Annotated in this window: 19 protein-coding genes and 1 tRNA gene; 7 read left to right on the top strand and 13 right to left on the bottom strand. The window is 65.0% G+C overall.

Annotation, left to right across the window (positions count from 1 at the left end; genetic code table 11):
• Window positions 1–32: 32 nt before the first annotated feature.
• Window positions 33–1,298: a tetratricopeptide repeat protein gene (locus JY500_RS05105; protein ID WP_206255273.1), complete on the top strand. Its 1,266-nt coding sequence runs from the start codon at window positions 33–35 to the stop codon at window positions 1,296–1,298.
• On the opposite strand, the gene JY500_RS05100 is transcribed toward JY500_RS05105, so the two are convergent.
• Window positions 1,295–2,725: a rhomboid family intramembrane serine protease gene (locus JY500_RS05100; RefSeq protein ID WP_206255271.1), complete on the bottom strand. Its 1,431-nt coding sequence runs from the start codon at window positions 2,723–2,725 to the stop codon at window positions 1,295–1,297. The two genes, JY500_RS05105 and JY500_RS05100, sit on opposite strands and share 4 nt — an antisense overlap.
• A gap of 137 nt (window positions 2,726–2,862) precedes the next feature.
• On the opposite strand from JY500_RS05100, the gene JY500_RS05095 reads away from it, so the two are divergent.
• Entirely contained in the window at window positions 2,863–4,251 is a 1,389-nt protein-coding gene (locus JY500_RS05095) for a DUF805 domain-containing protein (protein WP_206255269.1), read from the top strand.
• Window positions 4,252–4,302: 51 nt separating this feature from the next.
• On the opposite strand, the gene JY500_RS05090 is transcribed toward JY500_RS05095, so the two are convergent.
• The 3 genes from JY500_RS05090 to JY500_RS05080 form a co-directional block, all read right to left on the bottom strand.
• Entirely contained in the window at window positions 4,303–4,959 is a 657-nt protein-coding gene (locus JY500_RS05090; RefSeq protein ID WP_172203631.1) for a GntR family transcriptional regulator, read from the bottom strand.
• Between the two features lie 95 nt (window positions 4,960–5,054).
• Window positions 5,055–6,413, bottom strand: coding sequence for an aspartate aminotransferase family protein (locus tag JY500_RS05085; RefSeq protein WP_206255267.1), 1,359 nt, complete (start codon window positions 6,411–6,413; stop codon window positions 5,055–5,057).
• Between the two features lie 9 nt (window positions 6,414–6,422).
• Window positions 6,423–7,760 carry a glutamine synthetase family protein gene (locus JY500_RS05080; protein WP_206255265.1) on the bottom strand — a complete coding sequence of 446 codons (1,338 nt, stop codon included), beginning with the start codon at window positions 7,758–7,760 and terminating at the stop codon, window positions 6,423–6,425.
• 311 nt (window positions 7,761–8,071) lie between these two features.
• Between JY500_RS05080 and JY500_RS05075 the strand changes: the two genes are divergently transcribed.
• A complete protein-coding gene (locus tag JY500_RS05075) occupies window positions 8,072–8,626 on the top strand; it encodes a hypothetical protein (RefSeq protein WP_206255264.1) in 555 nt (184 codons plus the stop codon).
• Window positions 8,627–8,683: 57 nt separating this feature from the next.
• Here the strand turns inward: JY500_RS05075 and JY500_RS05070 are convergent, their stop codons facing one another.
• Together JY500_RS05070 and JY500_RS05065 are read right to left on the bottom strand one after the other, a co-directional pair.
• Complete coding sequence (locus JY500_RS05070) at window positions 8,684–9,214, bottom strand: peroxiredoxin (protein WP_206255262.1); 531 nt, start codon at window positions 9,212–9,214, stop codon at window positions 8,684–8,686.
• A gap of 1 nt (window position 9,215) precedes the next feature.
• Window positions 9,216–10,370: an MFS transporter gene (locus JY500_RS05065; RefSeq protein ID WP_246479797.1), complete on the bottom strand. Its 1,155-nt coding sequence runs from the start codon at window positions 10,368–10,370 to the stop codon at window positions 9,216–9,218.
• 71 nt (window positions 10,371–10,441) lie between these two features.
• Between JY500_RS05065 and JY500_RS05060 the strand changes: the two genes are divergently transcribed.
• The 3 genes from JY500_RS05060 to JY500_RS05050 all read left to right on the top strand — a co-directional run bounded on the left by JY500_RS05060 (window position 10,442) and on the right by JY500_RS05050 (window position 13,161).
• Window positions 10,442–10,516 (top strand) — tRNA-Arg (locus JY500_RS05060).
• A 15-nt stretch (window positions 10,517–10,531) separates the two neighbouring features.
• Window positions 10,532–11,407 (top strand): substrate-binding periplasmic protein, encoded by an 876-nt coding sequence (locus JY500_RS05055; RefSeq protein ID WP_206255260.1) that lies wholly within the window; start codon window positions 10,532–10,534, stop codon window positions 11,405–11,407.
• 116 nt (window positions 11,408–11,523) lie between these two features.
• Entirely contained in the window at window positions 11,524–13,161 is a 1,638-nt protein-coding gene (locus tag JY500_RS05050; RefSeq protein ID WP_206255259.1) for a methyl-accepting chemotaxis protein, read from the top strand.
• Window positions 13,162–13,209: 48 nt separating this feature from the next.
• Here the strand turns inward: JY500_RS05050 and JY500_RS05045 are convergent, their stop codons facing one another.
• The 6 genes from JY500_RS05045 to JY500_RS05020 all read right to left on the bottom strand — a co-directional run bounded on the left by JY500_RS05045 (window position 13,210) and on the right by JY500_RS05020 (window position 18,575).
• A complete protein-coding gene (locus JY500_RS05045; RefSeq protein WP_172203624.1) occupies window positions 13,210–13,662 on the bottom strand; it encodes a ClpXP protease specificity-enhancing factor in 453 nt (150 codons plus the stop codon).
• Window positions 13,663–13,806: 144 nt separating this feature from the next.
• Entirely contained in the window at window positions 13,807–14,403 is a 597-nt protein-coding gene (locus JY500_RS05040; RefSeq protein WP_172203623.1) for a glutathione S-transferase N-terminal domain-containing protein, read from the bottom strand.
• 111 nt (window positions 14,404–14,514) lie between these two features.
• On the bottom strand, window positions 14,515–15,270 hold the full coding sequence (locus tag JY500_RS05035; RefSeq protein ID WP_246479795.1) for a cytochrome c1: 756 nt from the start codon (window positions 15,268–15,270) through the stop codon (window positions 14,515–14,517).
• A gap of 8 nt (window positions 15,271–15,278) precedes the next feature.
• On the bottom strand, window positions 15,279–16,661 hold the full coding sequence (locus JY500_RS05030; protein ID WP_172203621.1) for a cytochrome b: 1,383 nt from the start codon (window positions 16,659–16,661) through the stop codon (window positions 15,279–15,281).
• A 3-nt stretch (window positions 16,662–16,664) separates the two neighbouring features.
• The gene (petA, locus tag JY500_RS05025; RefSeq protein WP_172203620.1) at window positions 16,665–17,261 is read right to left on the bottom strand and encodes a ubiquinol-cytochrome c reductase iron-sulfur subunit; all 597 of its coding nucleotides are present in this window, start codon (window positions 17,259–17,261) and stop codon (window positions 16,665–16,667) included.
• 120 nt (window positions 17,262–17,381) lie between these two features.
• On the bottom strand, window positions 17,382–18,575 hold the full coding sequence (locus tag JY500_RS05020; RefSeq protein ID WP_206255257.1) for a CaiB/BaiF CoA transferase family protein: 1,194 nt from the start codon (window positions 18,573–18,575) through the stop codon (window positions 17,382–17,384).
• Window positions 18,576–18,753: 178 nt separating this feature from the next.
• Here JY500_RS05020 and JY500_RS05015 point away from each other — a divergent pair, with 178 nt between their 5' ends.
• Complete coding sequence (locus JY500_RS05015; protein WP_172203618.1) at window positions 18,754–19,665, top strand: LysR family transcriptional regulator; 912 nt, start codon at window positions 18,754–18,756, stop codon at window positions 19,663–19,665.
• 33 nt (window positions 19,666–19,698) lie between these two features.
• Here JY500_RS05015 and JY500_RS05010 read toward each other — a convergent pair whose 3' ends face one another.
• Window positions 19,699–20,067, bottom strand: coding sequence for a hypothetical protein (locus tag JY500_RS05010; protein WP_172203617.1), 369 nt, complete (start codon window positions 20,065–20,067; stop codon window positions 19,699–19,701).
• Window positions 20,068–20,075 lie beyond the last annotated feature (8 nt).

The raw sequence follows: 20,075 nt of genomic DNA, 5'->3' as shown, positions 1-20,075 counted from the left end.
CGCATCCGCCGCTACCGACCGACTCGCCGCCGATGTCCGCCCCCCGTATCGCACCGTACTGGACCCGTTTTCCGTCCTTCTTTCTCTACCCGCTCAGCGGGGAACCGCTGCTTGCATGTATCGGAATCGCGTTGATCGCGACCGCCGCGCAATTGCTGCCGCCTTTGCAGATTCTCGTTTTCGCCGGCAGCGTGCGTTACGGATTCCTGGTCCTGGAACGCACCGCCCGCGGCCATATCGACGACAGCATGGTGCTGTTCAATTCGCACCATGGCGGCAAGCATCTGCCATGGAAACAGGTGGCCGTCGTACTGCTAGGCGCGATCGTGGTCGGCATGACGGCCGGCGTTGCGGGCCGCAATGCCGCGATGCTGGTGCTGGTGCTGCTCGGGCTGCTGTGGCCGGCGAACACGATGGTGCTGGCCGTCACCAACGACATGGGCGAATCGATCAACCCCGCACGCCTGTGGCAGGTCGCCTCGCGCATCGGCATGCCCTATCTGGGACTGTGCGGCTGCCTGCTGTTGCTGTTCTTCGGCAGCGGGCAGTTGCTCACCCACCTCGCACCCGTGGTGCCGCGCGCGCTGTTCCCGACCATCGCCGGCTTTGTCGGCACAGCGTTCACGATTGCGATGTATCGCATGATGGGCTACGTGCTGTACGAGTATCACGAAGAACTCGACATTGATGTTCAGGTGGGCTTCGAGCGGCAAGCCGAACGCCTGCCCGAGCCCGACCAGAAAGCAGCGCGTGCAGCACGCATCGCAACACTGCTGCGCGAAGGGAAGAGCGACGAGGCCCTGCAGGAAGCACGCGCGGCGGTGTCCGAGGCGCCCGACGATCACGATGCGCGCTTGCGTCTGCACAAGTTGCTGCTGGCCCTGCCGGGCCAGGAAGCCGCGCTTGCAGGCAACGCGCGCACGTGGTTGCCGGTGCTGCTGCGCGGAGGCCGCGCCGCGCTGGCGACCGAAGTGCTGGAGGCGGTTCAGAAGCACGACGCGGCCTTCGCGCCCGCCGATCCGGGTGACGTCCTGCCGCTCGCCACCGCAGCGTTCGATGCGCATCGATTCGAGGCCGCCACGCGGCTGCTGCGCGGCTTCGATCAACGCTACCCCGGCCACCGCGACACCGCGGCGGTCTACCTCCTGGGCGCGCGCCTGTTGATCGAACATCGGCGCGACGAAGCGCAGGCCGAACGCGTGCTCGCCGCGCTGCGCAGCCGCTTCCCGGATCACCCCGCCTCGGGCGAGGCGGAAAAACTGCTGGGGCTGATCGCGCGCCTGCGCGCGGCGAATTAGAGCGTGACCAGCTGCGGATAGCGCTGCTTCAACAAGCGGCGCGCACGCTCGGCGCGTTCCGGCTGGCCGGCCTCCTGCAACGCCCGCACCAGACCATTCAGCACCTTCGGCGCAGCCTCGCCCGCTGCGTCGCGCGAGACAAGGCGCAGCGCCAGCGCTTCGGCCGCGTCGAACTCTTCGCACGCCAGCAGGCGCATCGCCACCCGCGACCACGCCCCCAGCGACATGCGCGGTGGTGCGGCTTCCGCGAGCGTCAGGGCCTGCGCAAGGACCGCACCGTCCATCTGCGTCGCGAGCCGCGACGCAGATTTCAGAACGAGTGCAGCCGCCTCGCGTTGCAAGCCGGCGTCGCGCGCCAGGCCGGCCACCCGCAAATGCTCGGCCAAGAGCCCCTCGTCGTCCGGCAAGCGCACAACCAACTGTCGATAGCACTGTGCCGCGCGCTCAAACTGCAGACCGGACACCAGCTCCACCGCACGCGCCCGCAGCTGCGCGGTGGCGGCGTCGGCATCCATGCGTTCGACGGATTGCGCGGTGCCACCGGCCTTGCGCCACCGATAGAGCCCGGCCAACAGCGCACCGCTCACGAAGCCGCCGAAGTGCGCGAGGTAGTTCACTTGCCCATGCGGATCAAGCACGAAGCGCTGCAGTAACTCGTTGCCGATCCACACCGGCAGGATCGCCAGTGCCGGCCAGCTCACCGTACCGAAGACAAAGATCAGCCAGTAGAAGAAGCGGATCTTGCGCAAGCCGAACAGCACGAGGTAGGCGGCCATCACCGCGGAGATCGCCCCCGATGCGCCCAGCGAATAGCCCACCCGATCACCCGCGAAAAGCAGGTCCGGCACCGCGGCGCCGAGCCCACCGACCAGGTACAGCGCGAGAAAACCCCAGGCGCCGAGCGCCGCTTCGACGGTGTAGCCGACGATGAACAGCACGACCATGTTGCCGGCCAGATGCATGATGTCGCCATGCAGGAACATGTGACCCAGAAGCGAGCCTGCGCGCGGCTCACCCGGCTTGAGACTCCAGCGCTCGGTGAATACCTTGCCACGCAGGGCCTCGTAACGCTGGCGCGCGTCGCGCCAGGCTTCGTAGCCCTGGTCGCTGGGCTTGATCACCTGGTCGGCGTGCAGCCGCTGCATGAAGGCGCGGTCGAACTCCATCGTCTCCAGCACAAGGCGGCCTTCGCCCCCCTTGAGAGCGGTTTCCAGCTTGTGCGCCTGTACGTCGCGCCCACGGCTGCGCAGGTCGGCGAGATAGGCCGGCAGCTCGGTATCCGGCAACCCGGCGCTGCCGTAGTACTTGATCGCAGCCGCTTCGCGCTCGTCGTCGCCGCCTTGGCCGAACACGAAGATCAGGATGCACGCGAGCATCAGCGCAAGCGTGACGACCGGTGGTCGCGACCAGTCAGGGCGGGGGGGCAAGGGCAGTATCAGCATGAGAGTCGGTGAGCAGGCACTGGCCGCGGAGTATGAACGATTGCAAAGCAGTCATAGTGCGCGGACGCTTGAAACACAGGCAGGGATAATGCCCGCACCGACCACCCTGCCCCCCACAGAACATGTCCGACCTATTTCGCGTCGTCCTCACCGGCAATGTCCTCGCCGGCCATGACCCCGCTGCCGTTCGCGATCGCATCGCGCAAACCTTCCGCCTCGATGCCACACAGCTCGACGTGGTGTTCTCCGGGCGCCGCGTTGCCGTGAAGCGCAACGTAACCCAGGCCGAAGCGGACGCATTGACCCAGCGAATCGTGGCGCTGGGGCTGAGTGCCGAGTCAGAACCGATGCCGGAAGTTGCGCCGGTGCCGGTGGCCGCCCCGGTTGCACCGATGGTTGCGCCGGTGCCAGCCAAACCTGTGCCGGCGCCGGCGCCGGCGCCAGCCGCCAGCGCATCGGACGAACTCTTCAGCCTTGCGGCACCGGCGGCGCCCGCCCCAACGCCGACAGCCGGTAATGCGACGAACCCAACGGCAGCCGATGCCTCGGTTGAAACCGTGACCTGCCCGCAATGCGCCGAAGTGCAGCCCAAGCGTACGCTTTGCCGCGCCTGCGGCATCGACATGCCGCGCCTGCGCGCAGCGCGCGCCGAAGCAAGCCGCGATGCGAACGAAACCCGCCTTGGCATCAACAACGGGCCGAAAACCACCTTCGGCCCGGCAACGGTTGCGGCGCCGCAGCGCTACGCCGGCAGTGAAGATACGTCGATGCTCGGCTTGGGTTTCTCCGGCCGCTTCAATCGATCCACGTATCTGGCGTCTGCCTTTTTCAGTACGGCGCTGATGTGGGTGCTGCTTGGCATTGGGGCCTACAGCGGGCAGATGTGGCTCGCGGTCGTCGGATTCGTGCTGGGCACGATCTACGGCCTTCGTTGCATGGTGTTGCGGCTGCACGACATGGGGCGCACCGGCTGGATGTCGCTGCTGATGATCGTGCCGGTGGTCAACTTCATCCTCGCGGTGATGCTGCTCTTCGTCTCCGGCGATGATGATGACAACGCCCATGGCCCTGCCCCCGAGGGCGGTGGCGCGAAGCTGGTGTGGTTCTCGATCGCGATGATGGTGCTGGCGAGCGGATTCGCGTCCAAGGGCATCGCGAGCAACCCGGCGGCGGTGGTGGCCATGGCGAATCAGTATCGCCACCATGGCACGCAGGACGCTGACGAGGACTCCGACGAGGACACCAACTTCACCGCAGACAACGTGGTGGTGATGTATTCCATCAAGGGCTGCGAAGACTGCGCCAAGATGCGCACCTGGCTGGACGCGAACGGCTTGCAGTACACCGACTACTCCGTCGACACCGATTCGCGCGCTGCCGATCAGCTCAGCAACAAGATCGCGGCGAAGGGCGGCGCGAACGTGCGGCTACCCGTCATGGAGGTCAATGGCGAGCTGTTGATGGACAACCCGTCCACCGCCACGGTGCGCGCGCACCTGCGCGGCGAGTAGCGCGGCCACCGGCGAGCTGCGGCGCGCCGGCGCGGCCCGCATGTCGCGACATCAAGCCGCCGCGTTGCAGACCGTCCGAAGTTGCTGCGCGGCGTAGAACAGGTCGCGCTCGATCGCGCGGCGCACGCCGGCACTGTCACCCTGCTCAGCAGCTGCGACCACGTCTTCATGCGCGTCGTTCAAGCGCAATGCAAAAGCCGGATCCTCGAACAGCCGGTTCGAGACCGGCCCGACCTGTAACCAGACGGTCTCGATCAGTTCAAGCAGCAACGGCGACCCGCAAGCGCGATACAGGATCAAGTGGAAGCGCTCATTCGCGTCGAGATAGGCCTTGGCATCCTGCTTGTCGAGCGCCGCCCGCATCGCCTCTGACAGCGCACGCAGCTCGGCCCGCCCGGCGTCGTCGAGGCGGTGCGCGCCCTTCTCCGCCGCCTCGCCCTCGAGCATCAATCGGACCTGCAGCACATCGTCGAATTGCGCGCGCGAGAGCTGCGGCACCGTGACACCGCAATTGGGCACATTCACCAGCGCCCCCTCGGCCGCCAACCGCTGCAAGGCCGACCGTACCGGCATCTCGCCGACACCGAGCGCCTCGGCAACCTGGCGGATCTTCAACCGCTCGCCGGGCAGAAACCGGCCCACCGTGAGCCAGCCGCGCAGCGTTGCGTAGGTGTCGTCCTGAAGGGTGGTGCCGGTCGGTGTCTTCATGGGTCAGGATTCTACGGAAACCCGCTCAGGATCGGCCGCATGGCGCTCGGGCCGCGCCCATGTGCGCGAGCCAACTTCTCGCTCGATGAACATGCTCACACGATCGCGGCAAGCACTTCATCAAACGCGGCGATCAAGCGGTCCACGTCGCTGGCGGTGGTGTCGGGGCACACCAGGATCATGTTGTGGAACGGCGTAATCAGCAGGCCACGATTGAGCAAGTAGAGGTGGATTACATGCTCGAGTTCACTGTCGAGAATGCGCTCGGCCTCACTGCCATTGCGCGGCGGCGCCGGCGAGAACTGAAACTCGGTGCGCGCGCCAACCTGCGTGACACACCAGGGCACGCCGCGGCGCTCGATCACACTGCGCAAGCCCTCGGCCAGCCGCTCGGCGAGCGCGAACATGTGGGCGTAGGCGGCCTCGGTCATCACCTCGGCGAGTGTTGCGCGCATCGCCGCCATCGCAAGCAGATTGGCGGCCAGCGTTGTGCCGACGCCGCTGTGCCCCGGCGGCGCGTTGCGCTTGGCGGCCTGCACCCGCTCGGCAAGCTCGGCCGAGAAGCCATACACCGCGCAAGGCACGCCACCGCCGATCGGCTTGCCCAGCACGAAGGCGTCGGGTGCCAGGCCATGGGCGCGCGTATAGCCACCGGGGCCGGTGCTGATCGTGTGCGTTTCGTCGATGACGAGCAGCGTGCCATGGCGGCGGATGATCGCCTGCGCCGCCTCCCAGTACCCGGGCTCGGGCAACACCATGCCGATGTTGGTCATCGCCGGCTCGGCCAGCACGCAGGCGACTTCACCATCGGCCAGGGCCGCTTCAAGCGCTTCAAGGTGGTTGAACTCGACGACGCGGGTGTGCTGCGTGAGGTCGTAGACCTGGCCCAGCAGGCTGTCGCGTTGCCTCGGCCTTCCATCGACCAGATCGACGAACACATCATCCACCGTGCCGTGGTAGCAACCGTTGAATACCAGCACCTTGCTGCGACCGGTCGCCGCACGCGCCCAGCGCAGCACGAAGCGGTTCGCATCAGTCGCGGTCATCGCGAACTGCCAGAACGGCAGGCCGAAGCGGCGTGCGAGTTCGCGCGACACCCACACCGCGTCCTCCGACGGCAGCATCGCCGTGAAGCCCTTGGCGCCCTGCTCGGCAAGTGCGCGCGCAACCGGCTCCGGCGCATGGCCGAACATCGCGCCGGTGTCGCCAAGGCAAAAGTCTGTGTAGTCGAAACCATCCACGTCGCGGAAGCGCGCGCCTTTCGCGCGCTCGACATACAGCGAGAACGGCGTTGACCAGTCGTTCATCCAGTGCAGCGGCACGCCAAAAGCGAGATGCTCGGCCGCTTGTCGCGACAGTTCGCGCGAGCGCGGCCGTTGGGCGGCAAAGGTCTCGCGCTCAGCCTCGAACAGCGCCTGCGCCTTGTTCCAGTCGATACCGTGGCGGGTGCTCATGTCGGGGCCTCAAACGGTCAGTTGCAGATGTTCGCGCTCCCAGGCGGTGATGCCGCGCTGGAAGGTTTCGAGTTCGGTTTCCTTGACCGCGCAGAAGGCCTGTACGAACTCGGCGCCAAGGATCTGATGCAAAGCTTCGCAAGCGCTCAGCGCATGAATCGCCTCTTCCAGGCTGCGCGGCAACTCGTAGTCCAGGTTGTAGGCGCTGCCCGCAAGCGGATCTGACGCCTCCAGCCCCTCCACCATGCCGAGGTAGCCACACGCGAGCGTGGCCGCCATCGCAAGGTAGGGGTTCACGTCCACGCCCGGCACACGGTTTTCCACCCGCCTCGCGGCGGGGCCGGAATTCGGGATACGGATGCCGCAGGTACGGTTGTCGTAACCCCAGCGCACGTTGATCGGCGCCGCGGTATGGCGCGACAGGCGGCGATACGAATTCACATACGGCGCAAACAGCGGCATCGCTTGCGGCAGGTACTTCTGCATCCCGGCGATATGGCTGAAGAAGAGCGGGCTCGCGGTGCCATCCGCGTTCGAGAAGATGTTCTGGCCATCGTCGATACGCACGATGCTCTGGTGGATGTGCATCGCGCTGCCCGGCTCGTGCTCCATCGGCTTGGCCATGAAGGTGGCAAATATCTTGTGGCGGTAGGCGGTCTCGCGTACCGCACGCTTGAACAGGAACACCCGGTCCGCGAGGTCCAGCGCGTCGCCGTGGGTGAAGTTGATCTCCATCTGGCCGGCACCGACCTCGTGGATCAGCGTTTCGACACCCAGGTTCATCGAATCCGAAAAGGCCGACAGCTCCTGAAAGAAGGGGTCGAAGTCGTTTACCGCGTCGATCGAGAAGGATTGCCGGCCCACTTCGGTTCGACCGTTTCGGCCCGGCGGCGGCCGCAGCGGTTCATGCGGATTGGAGTTCTGCGCGATCAGGTAGAACTCCATCTCCGGCGCCACCACCGGCCGCCAGCCGCGGTTCTCATACAGCTTGAGCACCTTGCGCAGCACCGCGCGCGGCGAGATGCCGACCGGGCGTCCATCAAAGTCCTGGCAGTCATGGATCACCACCGCCACCGGCTCGATCGCCCAAGGGGCCCAGCGGATCGTGTTGGGATCGGGCACGCAGACCATGTCCGGGTCGCTCGGGCCGACGAAACGCTCGAAATCCGCGAACTCGCCATTCACCGTGATCGTCAGCACCGCCTTGGACATCTTCATGTTGTCCTCGGCCATGAACAGCGCGCGCGGCAGGATCTTGCCGCGCGCCACGCCGGTCATGTCCGAGATGATGCACTCGACCTCATGAATGCTGTTTTCCCGCAAAAACTGATGCAACGCCTCACTCATGACGACACCTTTTGATCATATCCAACACCATGAACACAGACTCGACTCACCACGCCAGCCAGAAATATCGACAAGCAAGAGACCGACCGATCCGCGCAAGATTTGATCAAATACTAAGGCGCCATCCACTCAAAATCAAATTTGATCAAATAAGACATCACGACAGGCGGCTGTCACATACCGAGCAATGCCTCACACCCGGTGCCGCCAACGCGCCCCCGGCAGGCCGGCCGCTGCGTATGATTCCGCTCCTGAATTGGCCACCCGCCATGCCATCGAGATAACCCGGAACCATCAGCCAGGAAGACGCCATGCCCGCCATCCGCATCACGCCCGTAGTCATCGCCACCGCCTTGCTCGTCACCGCCTGCGGGAAAGTCGAAGAGAAGGCGTCCGAAAAACTCGCCGAAGCGGCGATCGAATCTGCGATGAAGAAGGATGGCGCCAGCGACGCCAAGGTCGACCTCTCGACCGGCGGCGTAAAGGCCACCGTCACCGACAAGAACGGCAAGTCACAAACGCTCGAACTGAACAACGCCAAGGTCACCGAGCAGGACGCCGGCATCCCGTTCTATCCGGGCGCAACGCCGATCGAAGGCTCGTCCTCGCGCATCAGTTCGGCAGAAGGTAACGCGGTGAGCACCACGCTTAGCACCGGCGACGCACTCGACAAGGTGGTCGCCTTCTACTCGCCGCAGATCAAGCGCCTCGCGGCCGGCAAACAGATGATCGAATCATCCGAGGGGGGCGAGTATTCGTGGATGGTGAGCGGTGCGAGCGGCACCGCAAACGACAGCCTGATGGTTCAGGCCAGGCGCAATGGCAACGCCACAGAGATCATGATTCACGCCACGCACGCGAAGTAGGGCTCGCGGCGATGCGGGCCAGGGCCGCCGCGCGCGGCCCAGCAAGATCCACGGGCGCTAGCGCGCCGAGCGTTGCTTAAGTGCGGCCATGACTTCGGCCGCGTGGGTATCCGGGTCCACCTTCAGCCATTTCTCGCGGATCACCCCTTGCGGGTCGATCAGGAAAGTCTGCCGCTTCGCGAACTTCACCAGGGCGAGGTTGGTGAGCGCCCCGTAGCGTTCGGCCACCGCGCCGTCCGCATCGGCGAGCAAGGTGAAGGGCAGCTTGTACTTCTTGGCAAAGGCAAGATGCGAGGCAGTGTCATCAACGCTGACGCCCAGCACCTGTGCACCGAGTGCTTTGAGCTGGCCGTAGCCATCACGGAAATTGCAGGCTTCGGTCGTGCACCCGGGCGTATCGTTCTTCGGGTAGAAGTACAGCACCAGCCATTTGCCCCGGTAGTCGGCCAACGCATGCATCGCACCGTCCTGGTCGGGCAGCGAGAAGCCGGGAGCCGGCTGGTCCACCGCAGGCAACTCTGCCCACGCGGGCACCAAAAGCACGCTACTGAGCAGCAGCGCAAAGATCGTTCTCAGCCAGGCATTCATCTCAATTCCGCTCCTTCAATCCAAGACTTGCGGCGGTGCAGGCAAGCGCCAGCGTCGCGACCAGCATAAACGCAAGTGCCGCCCCGCCACGCTGCCAGATCGCACCGAAAATCAGCCCCGCGGGGATCGCCACTGCGCCCGAAAGCAGGTAGTACCAGCCGAAGGCGAGGCCGCGCGATGCGGAAGGTGCGAGCACACCAACAAGCGTGCGCTCCACGCCCTCTGACAGTCCGGCCAGCAAACCGTAACCGACCGCTGCGAACCAAAGCCCCAGTGGCGCTTCGATCAGGGCAAGCAACGCATAGCCCGACGCCAACGCGAGCCATCCGACACGCAGCATGGCCAACGGACCGATGTGGTCCGCAATCCGACCGCCCAGCATCGAGGTGACACTCTTGGCTAGGCTCATCAGCGCCCAGAGCACCAGCAACTCGGCGCTGCCACACCCGATCTCATGACCGCGCCACATCACAAAGGTTTCTGACACCCGCGCGAGGCCGAAAACCGCAACGACCGCCAGGTAGTGTCGCAAGCCGGCAGGCATCGCACGCCAGCGAAGCGGCGGGCGGGATGCGGCGGGCGCCGCGGCGCGGGGCTGCTCATGCAGCGCAAGGATGATCACCACCACACCGGCCAAGCCGGGCAGCGCCGACCACAGCATCACCTGCGGCAAGGCCATGCCACCCCAGGCCACCGCGGCGGCGGCGAGCAGCGCGCCGAGGCAAGCACCACCGTTATCCATCGCTCGATGAAAGCCGTAAGCGGTGCCGCGCAGCGCCGCGGGCGTGGCATCCGCGACCATCGCATCGCGCGGCGCGCTCCGCAGCCCTTTGCCCACCCGATCTATCGCACGCAGACTGACAAGCACCGGCCAGTGCCCAGCCAAACCAAAGAAAGGCCGCACAAGGTTCGACAGCAGGTAACCGCCGAGCACCCAGGGTTTGCGCCGGCGCCCGTCCGAACGCCCGCCGGACCATAGCTTGAGCCACGCGGAGACTGCCTCCGCCACGCCTTCGAGCAGGCCCAGCACAATCGGCCCTGCCCCCAGGCTCCCCGCCAGCACGAGCGGGATCAGGGGCGTGACCATCTCCGACGCGAGATCGTTGAAGAAACTGACGAAGCCGAGTGTCACGACGGTAGTTGGCAAGCGCAGCATGAGCCCCCCATTCTTCAAACCGCCCCGCGCGCGAGGCCGCCGGCTCCGATGGTACAATCCGCGCCCTCGGTGCCACCGTAGTTCAATGGATAGAACGGCCGCCTCCTAAGCGGCAGATACAGGTTCGATTCCTGTCGGAGGCACCACACCCGAAATTCCTGATGCGCCAGGGTGGCGGCAAGTATGCGGCGACAGGCCTGCGTGCGGGCCAATCGCTCACCCGGCGCAACGATGCAGGGGCTGCCGTGTTCAAGCGAATCACCCTCGTCTGCCTTGCAGCATGCCTCACGGCGCTTCCGGCGTTTGCGGCCGAGACCCCGGTTCGTGTTGTCGGCGTTGAGTTGCCGCCGCTGATCATGAGCACACCGTATGGCAGCACCGGGATCATCGTCGATATCGTCAAGACGGCATTCCGACGCGCCAACCTGAAAGTCGACATCGCGATCGAGCCCTGGGCGCGCGCCTATGCCAGCGTCCGCGACGGTGAAGGTGACGCCCTGATTCCGACGATTCGCTCGACTGAGCGCGAGGCGCTGTTCGACTTCCCGGACGAACCGGTGTTCAAATCGGAAATGTCTTTCTTCCGCTCGTCACGCAAGCCCATCGCGTGGAGCGGCAAACTTGCGGACGTGCAGGCCCGTCGCTTCGTGAAATTGCGCGCAGCCTTGTTTGCGCCCGAGTTCGACGCAGCCGTGCGCGAGGGGCGGATTGCCTGCGAGGAGACCAACTCCTTCGCGTCGGCGATCCGAATGGTCGATGCCGATCGTGTCGATCTGGCTGCAGTGCCCAAGCTCGCAGGGCTGCAGATCATCGCGGCAGAGGGCTTGCAAGGCCGTGTCGCCGCGCTCGACCCGGCCTTCTATGTGCAGAACTTCTTCATCGCGTTCTCGCGCAAGAATGCGTTGGCCTCGCAGCGGCAGAAGGTCGACAGCCAGCTTGCCGCAATGTGGAAAGACGGCACCATCGCCGCGATCATCGACGACTACCGCAAGCGCAACTGGCTGCCGGCGTCCACCTCCGAAGCCCTGCCGCACTGAGGCAATGCGCCGTGATGGTGCATTGCTCAAGTCGCCGACCAATGCAGCCGTAATCCCCGCATTACCCGGAACACGCAGCATGGGCTGCCATAACCGGGACATGCAGGGAGGCTGCAATGTCACTCCGAAACAAGCTGCTGCTGCTCGCCGCAATCGGCGCTGCAGCCCTCGTATTCCTGTCCGGTTACGCCCTGTGGCAGTTCCGCACGGTGGGCAATCAGCTGCACCACAGTCTCGGATCGATGAAGGTCGCCACACGACTGCTGCTTGAGGTCGATGGCGCGAACCTGGCTTTCAAGACCCAGGTGCAGGAGTGGAAGAACATCCTGATCCGCGGCAACGACGCCGCCCAGCACGACAAGTACCTCAAGCAGTTTGGTGAGGAAGAGGAAAAGGTCGCCGCGCATCTGAAGAGCGCAGGCGCTGACCTGCAGGCATTCGGAATGGATCCGAAGCTCGCGGAACGGGTGCTCACCGAACATCAGCAGCTAGGCACGAAGTACCGCGAGGCGCTCAAAGGCTTCGATGGCGCCGACCCGGAAACAGGCAAGAAGGTCGATGCCGCCGTGAAGGGCATGGATCGCCCAGTATCGGCCGCGATCAAGGAACTCTCCTCCGCCGTTGAGAAGCAAGTCACCGCACGGGCGGCATCGAGCGTGACGGCGTCGGAGCAGGCGATCGCCAGCACCACGCTGTGGCTGATCGCCGGCGGCGCGGTGTCGCTGGTAGCGATGCTGGCAGCCAGCCTGCTGATTTCGCGCGCCATCGTGATCCCGGTCCGCCAGCTCGATCAGGTGATGGCGCGCGTCGCCACTGACTGGGACCTGCGCAATCGCGCGGCACTCACCGGCGGCGACGAAATCGCCGACTGCGGCCGCGCGCTGGACACCATGCTCGAGCGCTTCCAGCAAACGATCGCGGCGCTGCATGGTGAATCGCGCAAGGTGCGCAACGAGACGCACGACGTGTCGCAAGCGCTCTCGGACCTCGCGATGAACGCCGACAACCAGAGCGATTCAACCTCGTCCGTCGCCGCTGCAATTGAGGAACTGACGGTCGCCGTTAGCCAGGTGCGCGATTCGGCAGAAGAAGCTCGGCGCCTCGCGCAGAGCTCGCATCAACTGTCTGCTCGCGGCCGCGAACTGATCGGCGCCACCGCCGCGGAGATGGGCGCCATCGCGACACGTGTCGAAGAAACCGCCCACACGCTGGACGACCTCGGCGCCCAGTCCGAAGCCATCAGCGGCATCGTCAACACCGTCAAGGAAATCGCGGACCAGACCAACCTGCTGGCCCTCAATGCCGCGATTGAGGCGGCACGCGCGGGCGAACAGGGCCGGGGTTTCGCCGTGGTAGCCGACGAGGTCCGCAAACTCGCCGAAAAGACCGCCCATTCGACGCAGGAAATCAGCGGCCTGGTGCAGAAGATCCAGGCAAGCACCTCGCGCGCGGTGGCCGACATCAACGCGGTCGTCGAGAACGTCCGGCTGCAGCGCACCCGAACCGGTGAGGCGGACGCCGCGATCGGCTCGATCGAAGATGCAGCAACCCGGTCCAGCATGGCAGCCTCACGCATCACGGAAGCGCTGGCCGAACAATCCACGGCGAGCCAGCTGATCGCGCAGCAGGTGGAGCGCATCGCGCATATGTGCGAAGAAAACACCTCCGGGGTGCACCAGATCGGAGGCAATGCCGGGCAGCTCAGCGCGCTTGCCCAGCGGCTGGAGGACGAAGCGGCGCGCTTCAAGGTCTGAAGCGACTCGCAGCACAAAACAGAAGCGGCCCGATCGGGCCGCTTTGCTTTACTTGATCACCCTCAGATGCGGGCGCCCGCCTTCGGGTGGTGTCGGCGAATCATCGCTGTCCGCAGATTCTGCCGGCGCGGGCACCGCTGCCGGCTCGCTATTCACCGGCGCCGCCGTGGCCGCGCCGTCGAGCTTGGGTTCGACTTCAAACGCCATGCCCTGCCCGTTCTCACGTGCATAGATGGCCGCGATATTAGCGATCGGCACGTAAAGCATCTGCGCCACCCCACCAAATCGCGCCTGACAGCTCAGGGCTTCGTTATCCAGATTGAACTGGTGGGTCGCGTCCGGTGCGATGTTCAGCACGATCTGCCCGTCACGCACGAACGCTCTCGGCACCCGCACGGTGTCATCAACGACGACCGCAACATGCGGTGTGAAACCGGCATCGACGCACCACTCGTACAGCGCGCGAACCAGGTAAGGCTTGGTGGACGGAATGTTGCTCATTTCAGCTGCTCATCGACAAACAAGGACGCAATCGACGCATTTCGGCAATCAGCGCGCGCCGCCAAACGGGGAGCCCAAGAGCCAATACGACCCTGGGCGCATCCCCGAACGCAGCTGCGGGCGCCAGGCGCCGCGCGACAGGTGTTACCGGCGCATCGCGCGCTCGGACGGCGTCAATGCGTCAATGAAGCCCTGGCGGGAGAACACGCGCTCGGCGTACTTCGCCAGCGGCGCAGCGGTCTTCGGCAGGTCGATGCCGTAGTGCTCAAGGCGCCACAGCAACGGGGCGATCGCCACGTCGAGCATCGAGAACTCTTCGCCCAGCATGAACTTCTGCTTCACGAACATCGGAGCGAGTTGCACCAGCTGATCGCGAACGAGGGCGCGGTTCTTCTCGACACCCTTGGCGTTCTTTTCCAGCGCTTCGATGTGGGAGAAGAGTTCCTGCTCGAGCGAGTGCAGCAGCTGACGCGCCTTGGCACGCATGATCGGGTCGGCCGGCATCAGCTGCGGATGCGGAAAGCGCTCGTCGATGTATTCGTTGATGATGTTCGGCTCATAGAGCACCAGATCGCGATCGACCAGCACAGGCACGCGGTTGTACGGATTGATAACCGCAATGTCCTCGGGCTTGTTGAACAGGTCGACGTCGATAACCTGGAAGTCCATGCCCTTTTCGTAGAGCACGATCCGGCAGCGGTGGCTGAAGGGGTCCGTCGTACCGGAGTACAGGTTCATCATCGTAGGCAATCCCCGCGAAGTAGTTAAATCAGAAATGGACGACGCGCCGCACAGGCGGCGCGTCGTTCGCACAGCGTAACGGCAGGCGCGAGCCCGCCGCCTCTGGCTGGTTTAGTGAACGTCTTTCCAGTAGGCCTTCTTGAGCAGGAAGGACACCAGAGCGAGCAAGGACAGGACGGCAATCACGAAGAAGCCGATCTGCTTGCGCGTCTGCTGGGCCGGCTCGCCCATCCAGACGATGAAGGACACGAGGTCGGCCACGTTCTGGTCGAACTGCGCCTTGTCCATCTTGCCCGGCTTGACCAGTTCGAAGCCTTCAAAGTGCTTCGTCTTGTTGCCGTGCCCGTCGTCTTTCTCGGCGAATTTCGCGACCTGCTCGCCCTGCAGCTCCCACAGCACATGAGGCATGCCGACGTTCTCGAACACCACGTTGTTCCAGCCCGTCGGGCGTTTCTCGTCGTGGTAGAAGCTGCGCAGGTAGGTATAGAGCCAATCAGCGCCGCTGCCAAACTCAGATGCACGGGCACGGGCGATAACGGTCAGGTCCGGCGGCGCAACGCCAAACCACTGCTTCGCTTCGTCACGTTGCAGCGCAACCTTCATCTGCTCGCCCACCTTGTCGGCGGTGAACATCAGGTTGTCGCGGATCTGGTCCTCGGTCAGCCCGATGTCCTTGAGCCGGTTGTAACGCAGATAGCTCGCACCGTGGCAGTTCAAGCAGTAGTTGACGAACAGCTTCGCGCCGTTTTGCAGCGACTTGTTTTCAAAGCTGACCGGCGCCTTGTCCAGGTGCAGCTCGGGGCCGCTCGCGAAAGACGCCAGCGGCGCGGCGAAGGCGGCAACCGCCAGCGTGCGCAGGAATTTCATCGTGCGGCTCATTTCCAGGTCACCCTTTCCGGTTCCGGTTTGGTCTTGTCCAGCTTCGAGTAGATCGGCATCAGCGCGAAGAACAGGAAGTAGATCACCGTGCAGATCTGGGCCGTCAGGTTACGACCCGGGGTCGGGGGCAGTACGCCCAGGTACCCCAGGATCACGAAGGCCACGACGAAGATCGCGATCGCAAGCTTCGTCAGCGCGCCCTTGTAGCGGATCGACTTGACCGGGCTCTGATCGAGCCAGGGGAGGAAGGCGAGCACCACGACACCGGCACCCATCATCACAACGCCCCAGAACTTGGCGTCGATGAAGAACATGCCCGGAATCACGATCACGGCGACCGCAGTGGCGATGGCCTTGCCCAGCACCGGTGCGCGCAGCAGCGCCCACACCCAGATCGCCGCAACACCCGCTTGCAGCACGATCAGGAAGTCAGAGGTCACCGCACGCAGGATCGAATAGAACGGCGTGAAGTACCAGACCGGCGCGATATGCGGCGGAGTCTTCAGCGGATCGGCCGGGATGAAGTTGTTGAACTCCAGGAAGTAGCCGCCGCCTTCCGGTGCGAAGAAGATGATCGCGGAGAACACGATCAGGAAGACCGCGACACCGAAGATGTCCTTCACCGTGTAGTACGGGTGGAACGGGATGCCGTCGAGCGGAATGCCGTTGGCGTCCTTCTTCTTCTTGATCTCGACCCCGTCCGGGTTGTTCGAGCCGACTTCGTGCAACGCAACGAGGTGAGCAGCCACCAGACCCAGCAGCACCAGCGGCACCGCAATGACGTGGAAGGAGAAGAAGCGGTTCAGCGTCGCGTCGCTCACCACGTAGTCACCACGGATGAACACGGACAGGTCCGGCCCGATCAGCGGAATCGCGGAGAACAGGTTCACGATCACCTGCGCGCCCCAGAACGACATCTGGCCCCACGGCAGCAGGTAGCCCATGAAGGCTTCGGCCATCAGGCACAGGAAGATCAACGCGCCGAAGATCCACACCAGCTCGCGCGGCTTGCGGTAGGAACCGTAAAGCAGGCCGCGGAACATGTGCATGTACACGACGATGAAGAACGCCGAAGCGCCGGTCGAGTGCATGTAGCGGATGATCCAGCCGCCCGGCACGTCGCGCATGATGTACTCGACGCTGGCGAAGGCCACCGGCACGCCGGCCGCATTCAGCGACGCATCCGGCTTGTAGTGCATGACCAGGAAGATGCCGGTCACGATCTGGATCACCAGCACCAGCAGGGCCAGGGAGCCAAAGAAGTACCAGAAGTTGAAGTTCTTCGGTGCGTAGTATTCGGCCAGGTGGGCCTTGTAGGTCGACGTAAGCGGGAAGCGCTCGTCGATCCAGTTCAATAGTGCCTGCGACTTGGTCGTCATGGCTTAGGCCCCCTTGCTGTCGTCGCCGATCAGCAGCTTGGTGTCGGCGAGGTACTTGTGCGGCGGGATCGGCAGATTGTCCGGCGCCGGCTTGTTCTTGAACACGCGGCCCGCGAGGTCGAACGTCGAGCCGTGGCAGGGGCAAAGGAAGCCGCCCTTCCAGTCCGCGCCCATGCCGCTCTCGGCGCCGGGCTGGAACTTGGAACTCGGCGAGCAGCCGAGGTGGGTGCAGATGCCGATCGTGACGAGGTACTCGTCCTTGATCGAGCGATACGTGTTCTTGCAGTACTCGGGCTGCTCGGAGCGTGCGGAATCCGGATCCGCCACCTCGCCCTTCACTGCCGCCAGCGAAGCCAGCTGTTCCTTGGTGCGGCGCAGAATCCAGACCGGCTTGCCGCGCCATTCCACAGTCATCATCTCGCCCGGCTGCAGCTTGCTGATGTCAGCCTCGACGGGCGCCCCCGCCGCCTTGGCTCGTTCGGACGGCGAAAGGCTGGCCAGAAATGGCACCGCCGCGCCGGCCACTGCACCGCCACCGACCGCAGCCGTGGCAATGACCAGTGTTCTCCGGCCGTTGTCCGTATTTTTGTCGTCGCTCATGACCCTCTATCCCCGGTGATACGTCCCGAAAGCACAAAAACCGCAGAAAAACCGCGGGATTATACCGGAGCGGCACCCCCTATTAGAAGCCCGCCGACGCGCTTGCAGGTGCAGAGCGGCTCAGATGGCGCCGGATTCGCGCAACGCGGCGATGTTTTCAGCCCCCAGACCGAGGGCCGCCAGCACACTGTCGGTATGCTCGCCGAGCCGCGGCCCGAGCCAATCGGTCGCGCCGGGGGACTCGGTCAGCCGCGGCACCACACCCGGCACATGGAACGCCGCGCCGTCGGGCAAGGCCGCCTCCTCCAGCATGCCGCGGGCGGCGTATTGTGCGTCGCGGAAGATGTCGGCAATCGAATAGACCTTGGTCGCCGGCACGTCGGCCCGCTTCAGAACGTCCAGCACGTCGCCGACATCGTGTGCGCCGACCCAGGCGTCGATCGCGGCATAGATTTCGTCGGCCCTCGCGCTGCGCCCTGCGTTGCCGGCCAGCGCCGGATCCTCGGCCAGATCGCTGCGCCCGATCGCCAACATCAGGCGTTTGAAGATGGCGTCGCCGTTCCCGCCCACCACGACGTGCTCGCCATCGCGCGTGGTATGGGTGTTCGACGGGGTGATGCCGGGCATGATGTTGCCGGTGCGTTCCCGCACATGGCCGCCCATCGAGTACTCGGGAAGCAGGCTTTCCATCATCGCGAACACTGCTTCGTAGAGCGCGACGTCCACAACCTGGCCGCGTCCGCCATTCACCTCACGATGCCGCAACGCCATCAAGGCGCCGATCGCGCCCCAAAGGCCTGCAATCGAATCGCCGATCGAGATGCCAGACTTGACCGGCGGCCGATCCGGAAAGCCGGTGACAAAGCGCAACCCGCCCATCGATTCGCCGATTGCGCCAAAGCCTGGCTGCTGCGCCATCGGGCCCGTCTGGCCGAAACCTGACAGCCGCACCATGACCAGGCCGGGGTTGTCCGCCGACAGCACCTCCCAGCCGAGACCGAGCTTCTCCATCACGCCCGGACGGAAGTTCTCGATCACGATGTCGGCATTCGCGCAGAGTTTGCGCGCCAGCGCGACGCCATCCGGATGCTTCAGATTCAGGGTCACCGACTTCTTGTTGCGCGCCTGCACATACCACCAGAGCGAGGTGCCCTCGTGCAGCTTGCGCCACTGCCGCAGCGGATCGCCGCCGTCCGGCGACTCCACCTTGATGACCTCGGCGCCGAATTCGGCCAGCACCCGTGCACAGAAAGGCCCAGCGATCAGCGTGCCGAACTCGACCACCTTCACGCCCTGCAACGGTTTCTGGCTCATTTCCGGCACTCCGAACGCAGGACCGATTGTTTGAGGCTTGTGGCAACGATATGCATGGCGAGCGCCGAGACAGAACGGGCCGGCATCTTAGCCGGCGCGGCGAGCGTGCGTCACGGCCCACTGCTCGCCTAGAATCGACGCCAGACATCTCGCGCGCACGGCCAACCGGGAACCCCACATGAAGATTTCGCTTGAAGCGCTGGCCATGCTGGACGCGATCGAAGCACGCGGCAGTTTCGCCGCCGCTGCGGACGCGCTGCATCGCGTGCCTTCCGCGCTGACCCACGCCGTCAGAAAACTCGAAGAGGATCTCGGCTTCGAGCTGTTCCAGAAAGTCGGGCGTCGCGCCGTGCTGACGGCCGCCGGGCGGACCTTGCTCGACGATGGCCGGGCGTTGCTGCGAGCCGCAGGCGATCTTGAATGCCGCGCCCGGCGGATTGCCACCGGGTGGGAATCCGAGTTGCGTATCGCGATCGAAGGCGCGCTGGACGCCGCCGCCTTGAACCCGATCATCGCGGAGTTCTACGCTAACTATGGCGGCACCCGCCTCAAGCTGATGTACGAAGTGCTTGGCGGCACCTGGGATTCCCTGGCAACCGGGCGGGCTGATCTGGTGATCGGCGCCGTCGGCGATCCGCCACCGGGTGCCAGCTACGCCACCCGCAGCTGGGGCACGCTGGAGTTTGCCTTCTGCGTGGCGCCCCACCACCCGCTGGCCGATGCACCGGAGCCGATCCCGGCCGACCTGGCTCGCCAATACCGGGCAATCGTCGTGGCGGACACCTCGCGTCAGTTGGTCGCTCGCACCGCTGGGCTGCTCGACGGACAAGACACGCTGACGGTGCCGGATATTGCGGCCAAAGCGGCAGCACAGCGTATCGGCCTGGGCGTTGGCCACCTGCCGATAGCGCTGGCTGAAAGAGAGGCCGCAGCGGGGCGGTTGAAGATCAAGAAACTCGACGCCCCAAAGCCCATCGCGCCGCTCTGGCTTGCTTGGCAGTCGAACCAGCGCGGGCGAGCGCTCGACTGGTTCGTCGAGCGTCTGCTGGAGCCCGGCTGCGCAGCGCTGCTGCAGCGGATTGAGGACTAGCGCCCGCGGCGCAGCTCAGCCGCCTGATCCGCCTTAGCGCAGGCGCGCTGCTTCGCGCGCGGCGGCCACAGCCTTGCGCCGCTCGGCCTCCGCGGCGTCAACCTGGGCGCGGATCGCCTCCGGGAACTCGGCGCCACGCTGATGCTCGAGCGTGGTCACGACCCGCACAGCGGGGTTCGAAATGCGGCCTTCGGCTGGCATCACCTTGCGGATCGAGGCCTCGGAACTGCCAGTTATCCGCGCAACGTCGCGCACGAAACGGTCATCGGCCTTGCGTGTTTCAGCCTTGAAGAATGCCGCCTGGGCCGGCGTAAACGGCGCCTCCGGTGGCACTTCGGCCGCGCGCGCCGTCGCAGCAAAGGCCGCGACGACAAGGATCAGGCGATAGAACAGGTTTCGCATGGGCAGCA

It is taken from the genome of Niveibacterium microcysteis (genome assembly GCF_017161445.1).
In the GTDB taxonomy this organism is placed as follows: domain Bacteria; phylum Pseudomonadota; class Gammaproteobacteria; order Burkholderiales; family Rhodocyclaceae; genus Niveibacterium; species Niveibacterium microcysteis.
This window is presented reverse-complemented; position numbering and strand designations above follow the sequence as displayed.

Coding starts and splice junctions, on each gene's coding strand:
- JY500_RS05105 (WP_206255273.1), top strand. CDS start 33: ATGTCCGCCCCCCGTATCGCACCGTACTGGACCCGTTTTCCGTCCTTC.
- JY500_RS05095 (WP_206255269.1), top strand. CDS start 2,863: ATGTCCGACCTATTTCGCGTCGTCCTCACCGGCAATGTCCTCGCCGGC.
- JY500_RS05090 (WP_172203631.1), bottom strand. CDS start 4,959: ATGAAGACACCGACCGGCACCACCCTTCAGGACGACACCTACGCAACG.
- JY500_RS05085 (WP_206255267.1), bottom strand. CDS start 6,413: ATGAGCACCCGCCACGGTATCGACTGGAACAAGGCGCAGGCGCTGTTC.
- JY500_RS05080 (WP_206255265.1), bottom strand. CDS start 7,760: ATGAGTGAGGCGTTGCATCAGTTTTTGCGGGAAAACAGCATTCATGAG.
- JY500_RS05075 (WP_206255264.1), top strand. CDS start 8,072: ATGCCCGCCATCCGCATCACGCCCGTAGTCATCGCCACCGCCTTGCTC.
- JY500_RS05070 (WP_206255262.1), bottom strand. CDS start 9,214: ATGAATGCCTGGCTGAGAACGATCTTTGCGCTGCTGCTCAGTAGCGTG.
- JY500_RS05065 (WP_246479797.1), bottom strand. CDS start 10,370: ATGCTGCGCTTGCCAACTACCGTCGTGACACTCGGCTTCGTCAGTTTC.
- JY500_RS05055 (WP_206255260.1), top strand. CDS start 10,532: ATGCGCCAGGGTGGCGGCAAGTATGCGGCGACAGGCCTGCGTGCGGGC.
- JY500_RS05050 (WP_206255259.1), top strand. CDS start 11,524: ATGTCACTCCGAAACAAGCTGCTGCTGCTCGCCGCAATCGGCGCTGCA.
- JY500_RS05045 (WP_172203624.1), bottom strand. CDS start 13,662: ATGAGCAACATTCCGTCCACCAAGCCTTACCTGGTTCGCGCGCTGTAC.
- JY500_RS05040 (WP_172203623.1), bottom strand. CDS start 14,403: ATGATGAACCTGTACTCCGGTACGACGGACCCCTTCAGCCACCGCTGC.
- JY500_RS05035 (WP_246479795.1), bottom strand. CDS start 15,270: ATGAAATTCCTGCGCACGCTGGCGGTTGCCGCCTTCGCCGCGCCGCTG.
- JY500_RS05030 (WP_172203621.1), bottom strand. CDS start 16,661: ATGACGACCAAGTCGCAGGCACTATTGAACTGGATCGACGAGCGCTTC.
- petA (WP_172203620.1), bottom strand. CDS start 17,261: ATGAGCGACGACAAAAATACGGACAACGGCCGGAGAACACTGGTCATT.
- JY500_RS05020 (WP_206255257.1), bottom strand. CDS start 18,575: ATGAGCCAGAAACCGTTGCAGGGCGTGAAGGTGGTCGAGTTCGGCACG.
- JY500_RS05015 (WP_172203618.1), top strand. CDS start 18,754: ATGAAGATTTCGCTTGAAGCGCTGGCCATGCTGGACGCGATCGAAGCA.
- JY500_RS05010 (WP_172203617.1), bottom strand. CDS start 20,067: ATGCGAAACCTGTTCTATCGCCTGATCCTTGTCGTCGCGGCCTTTGCT.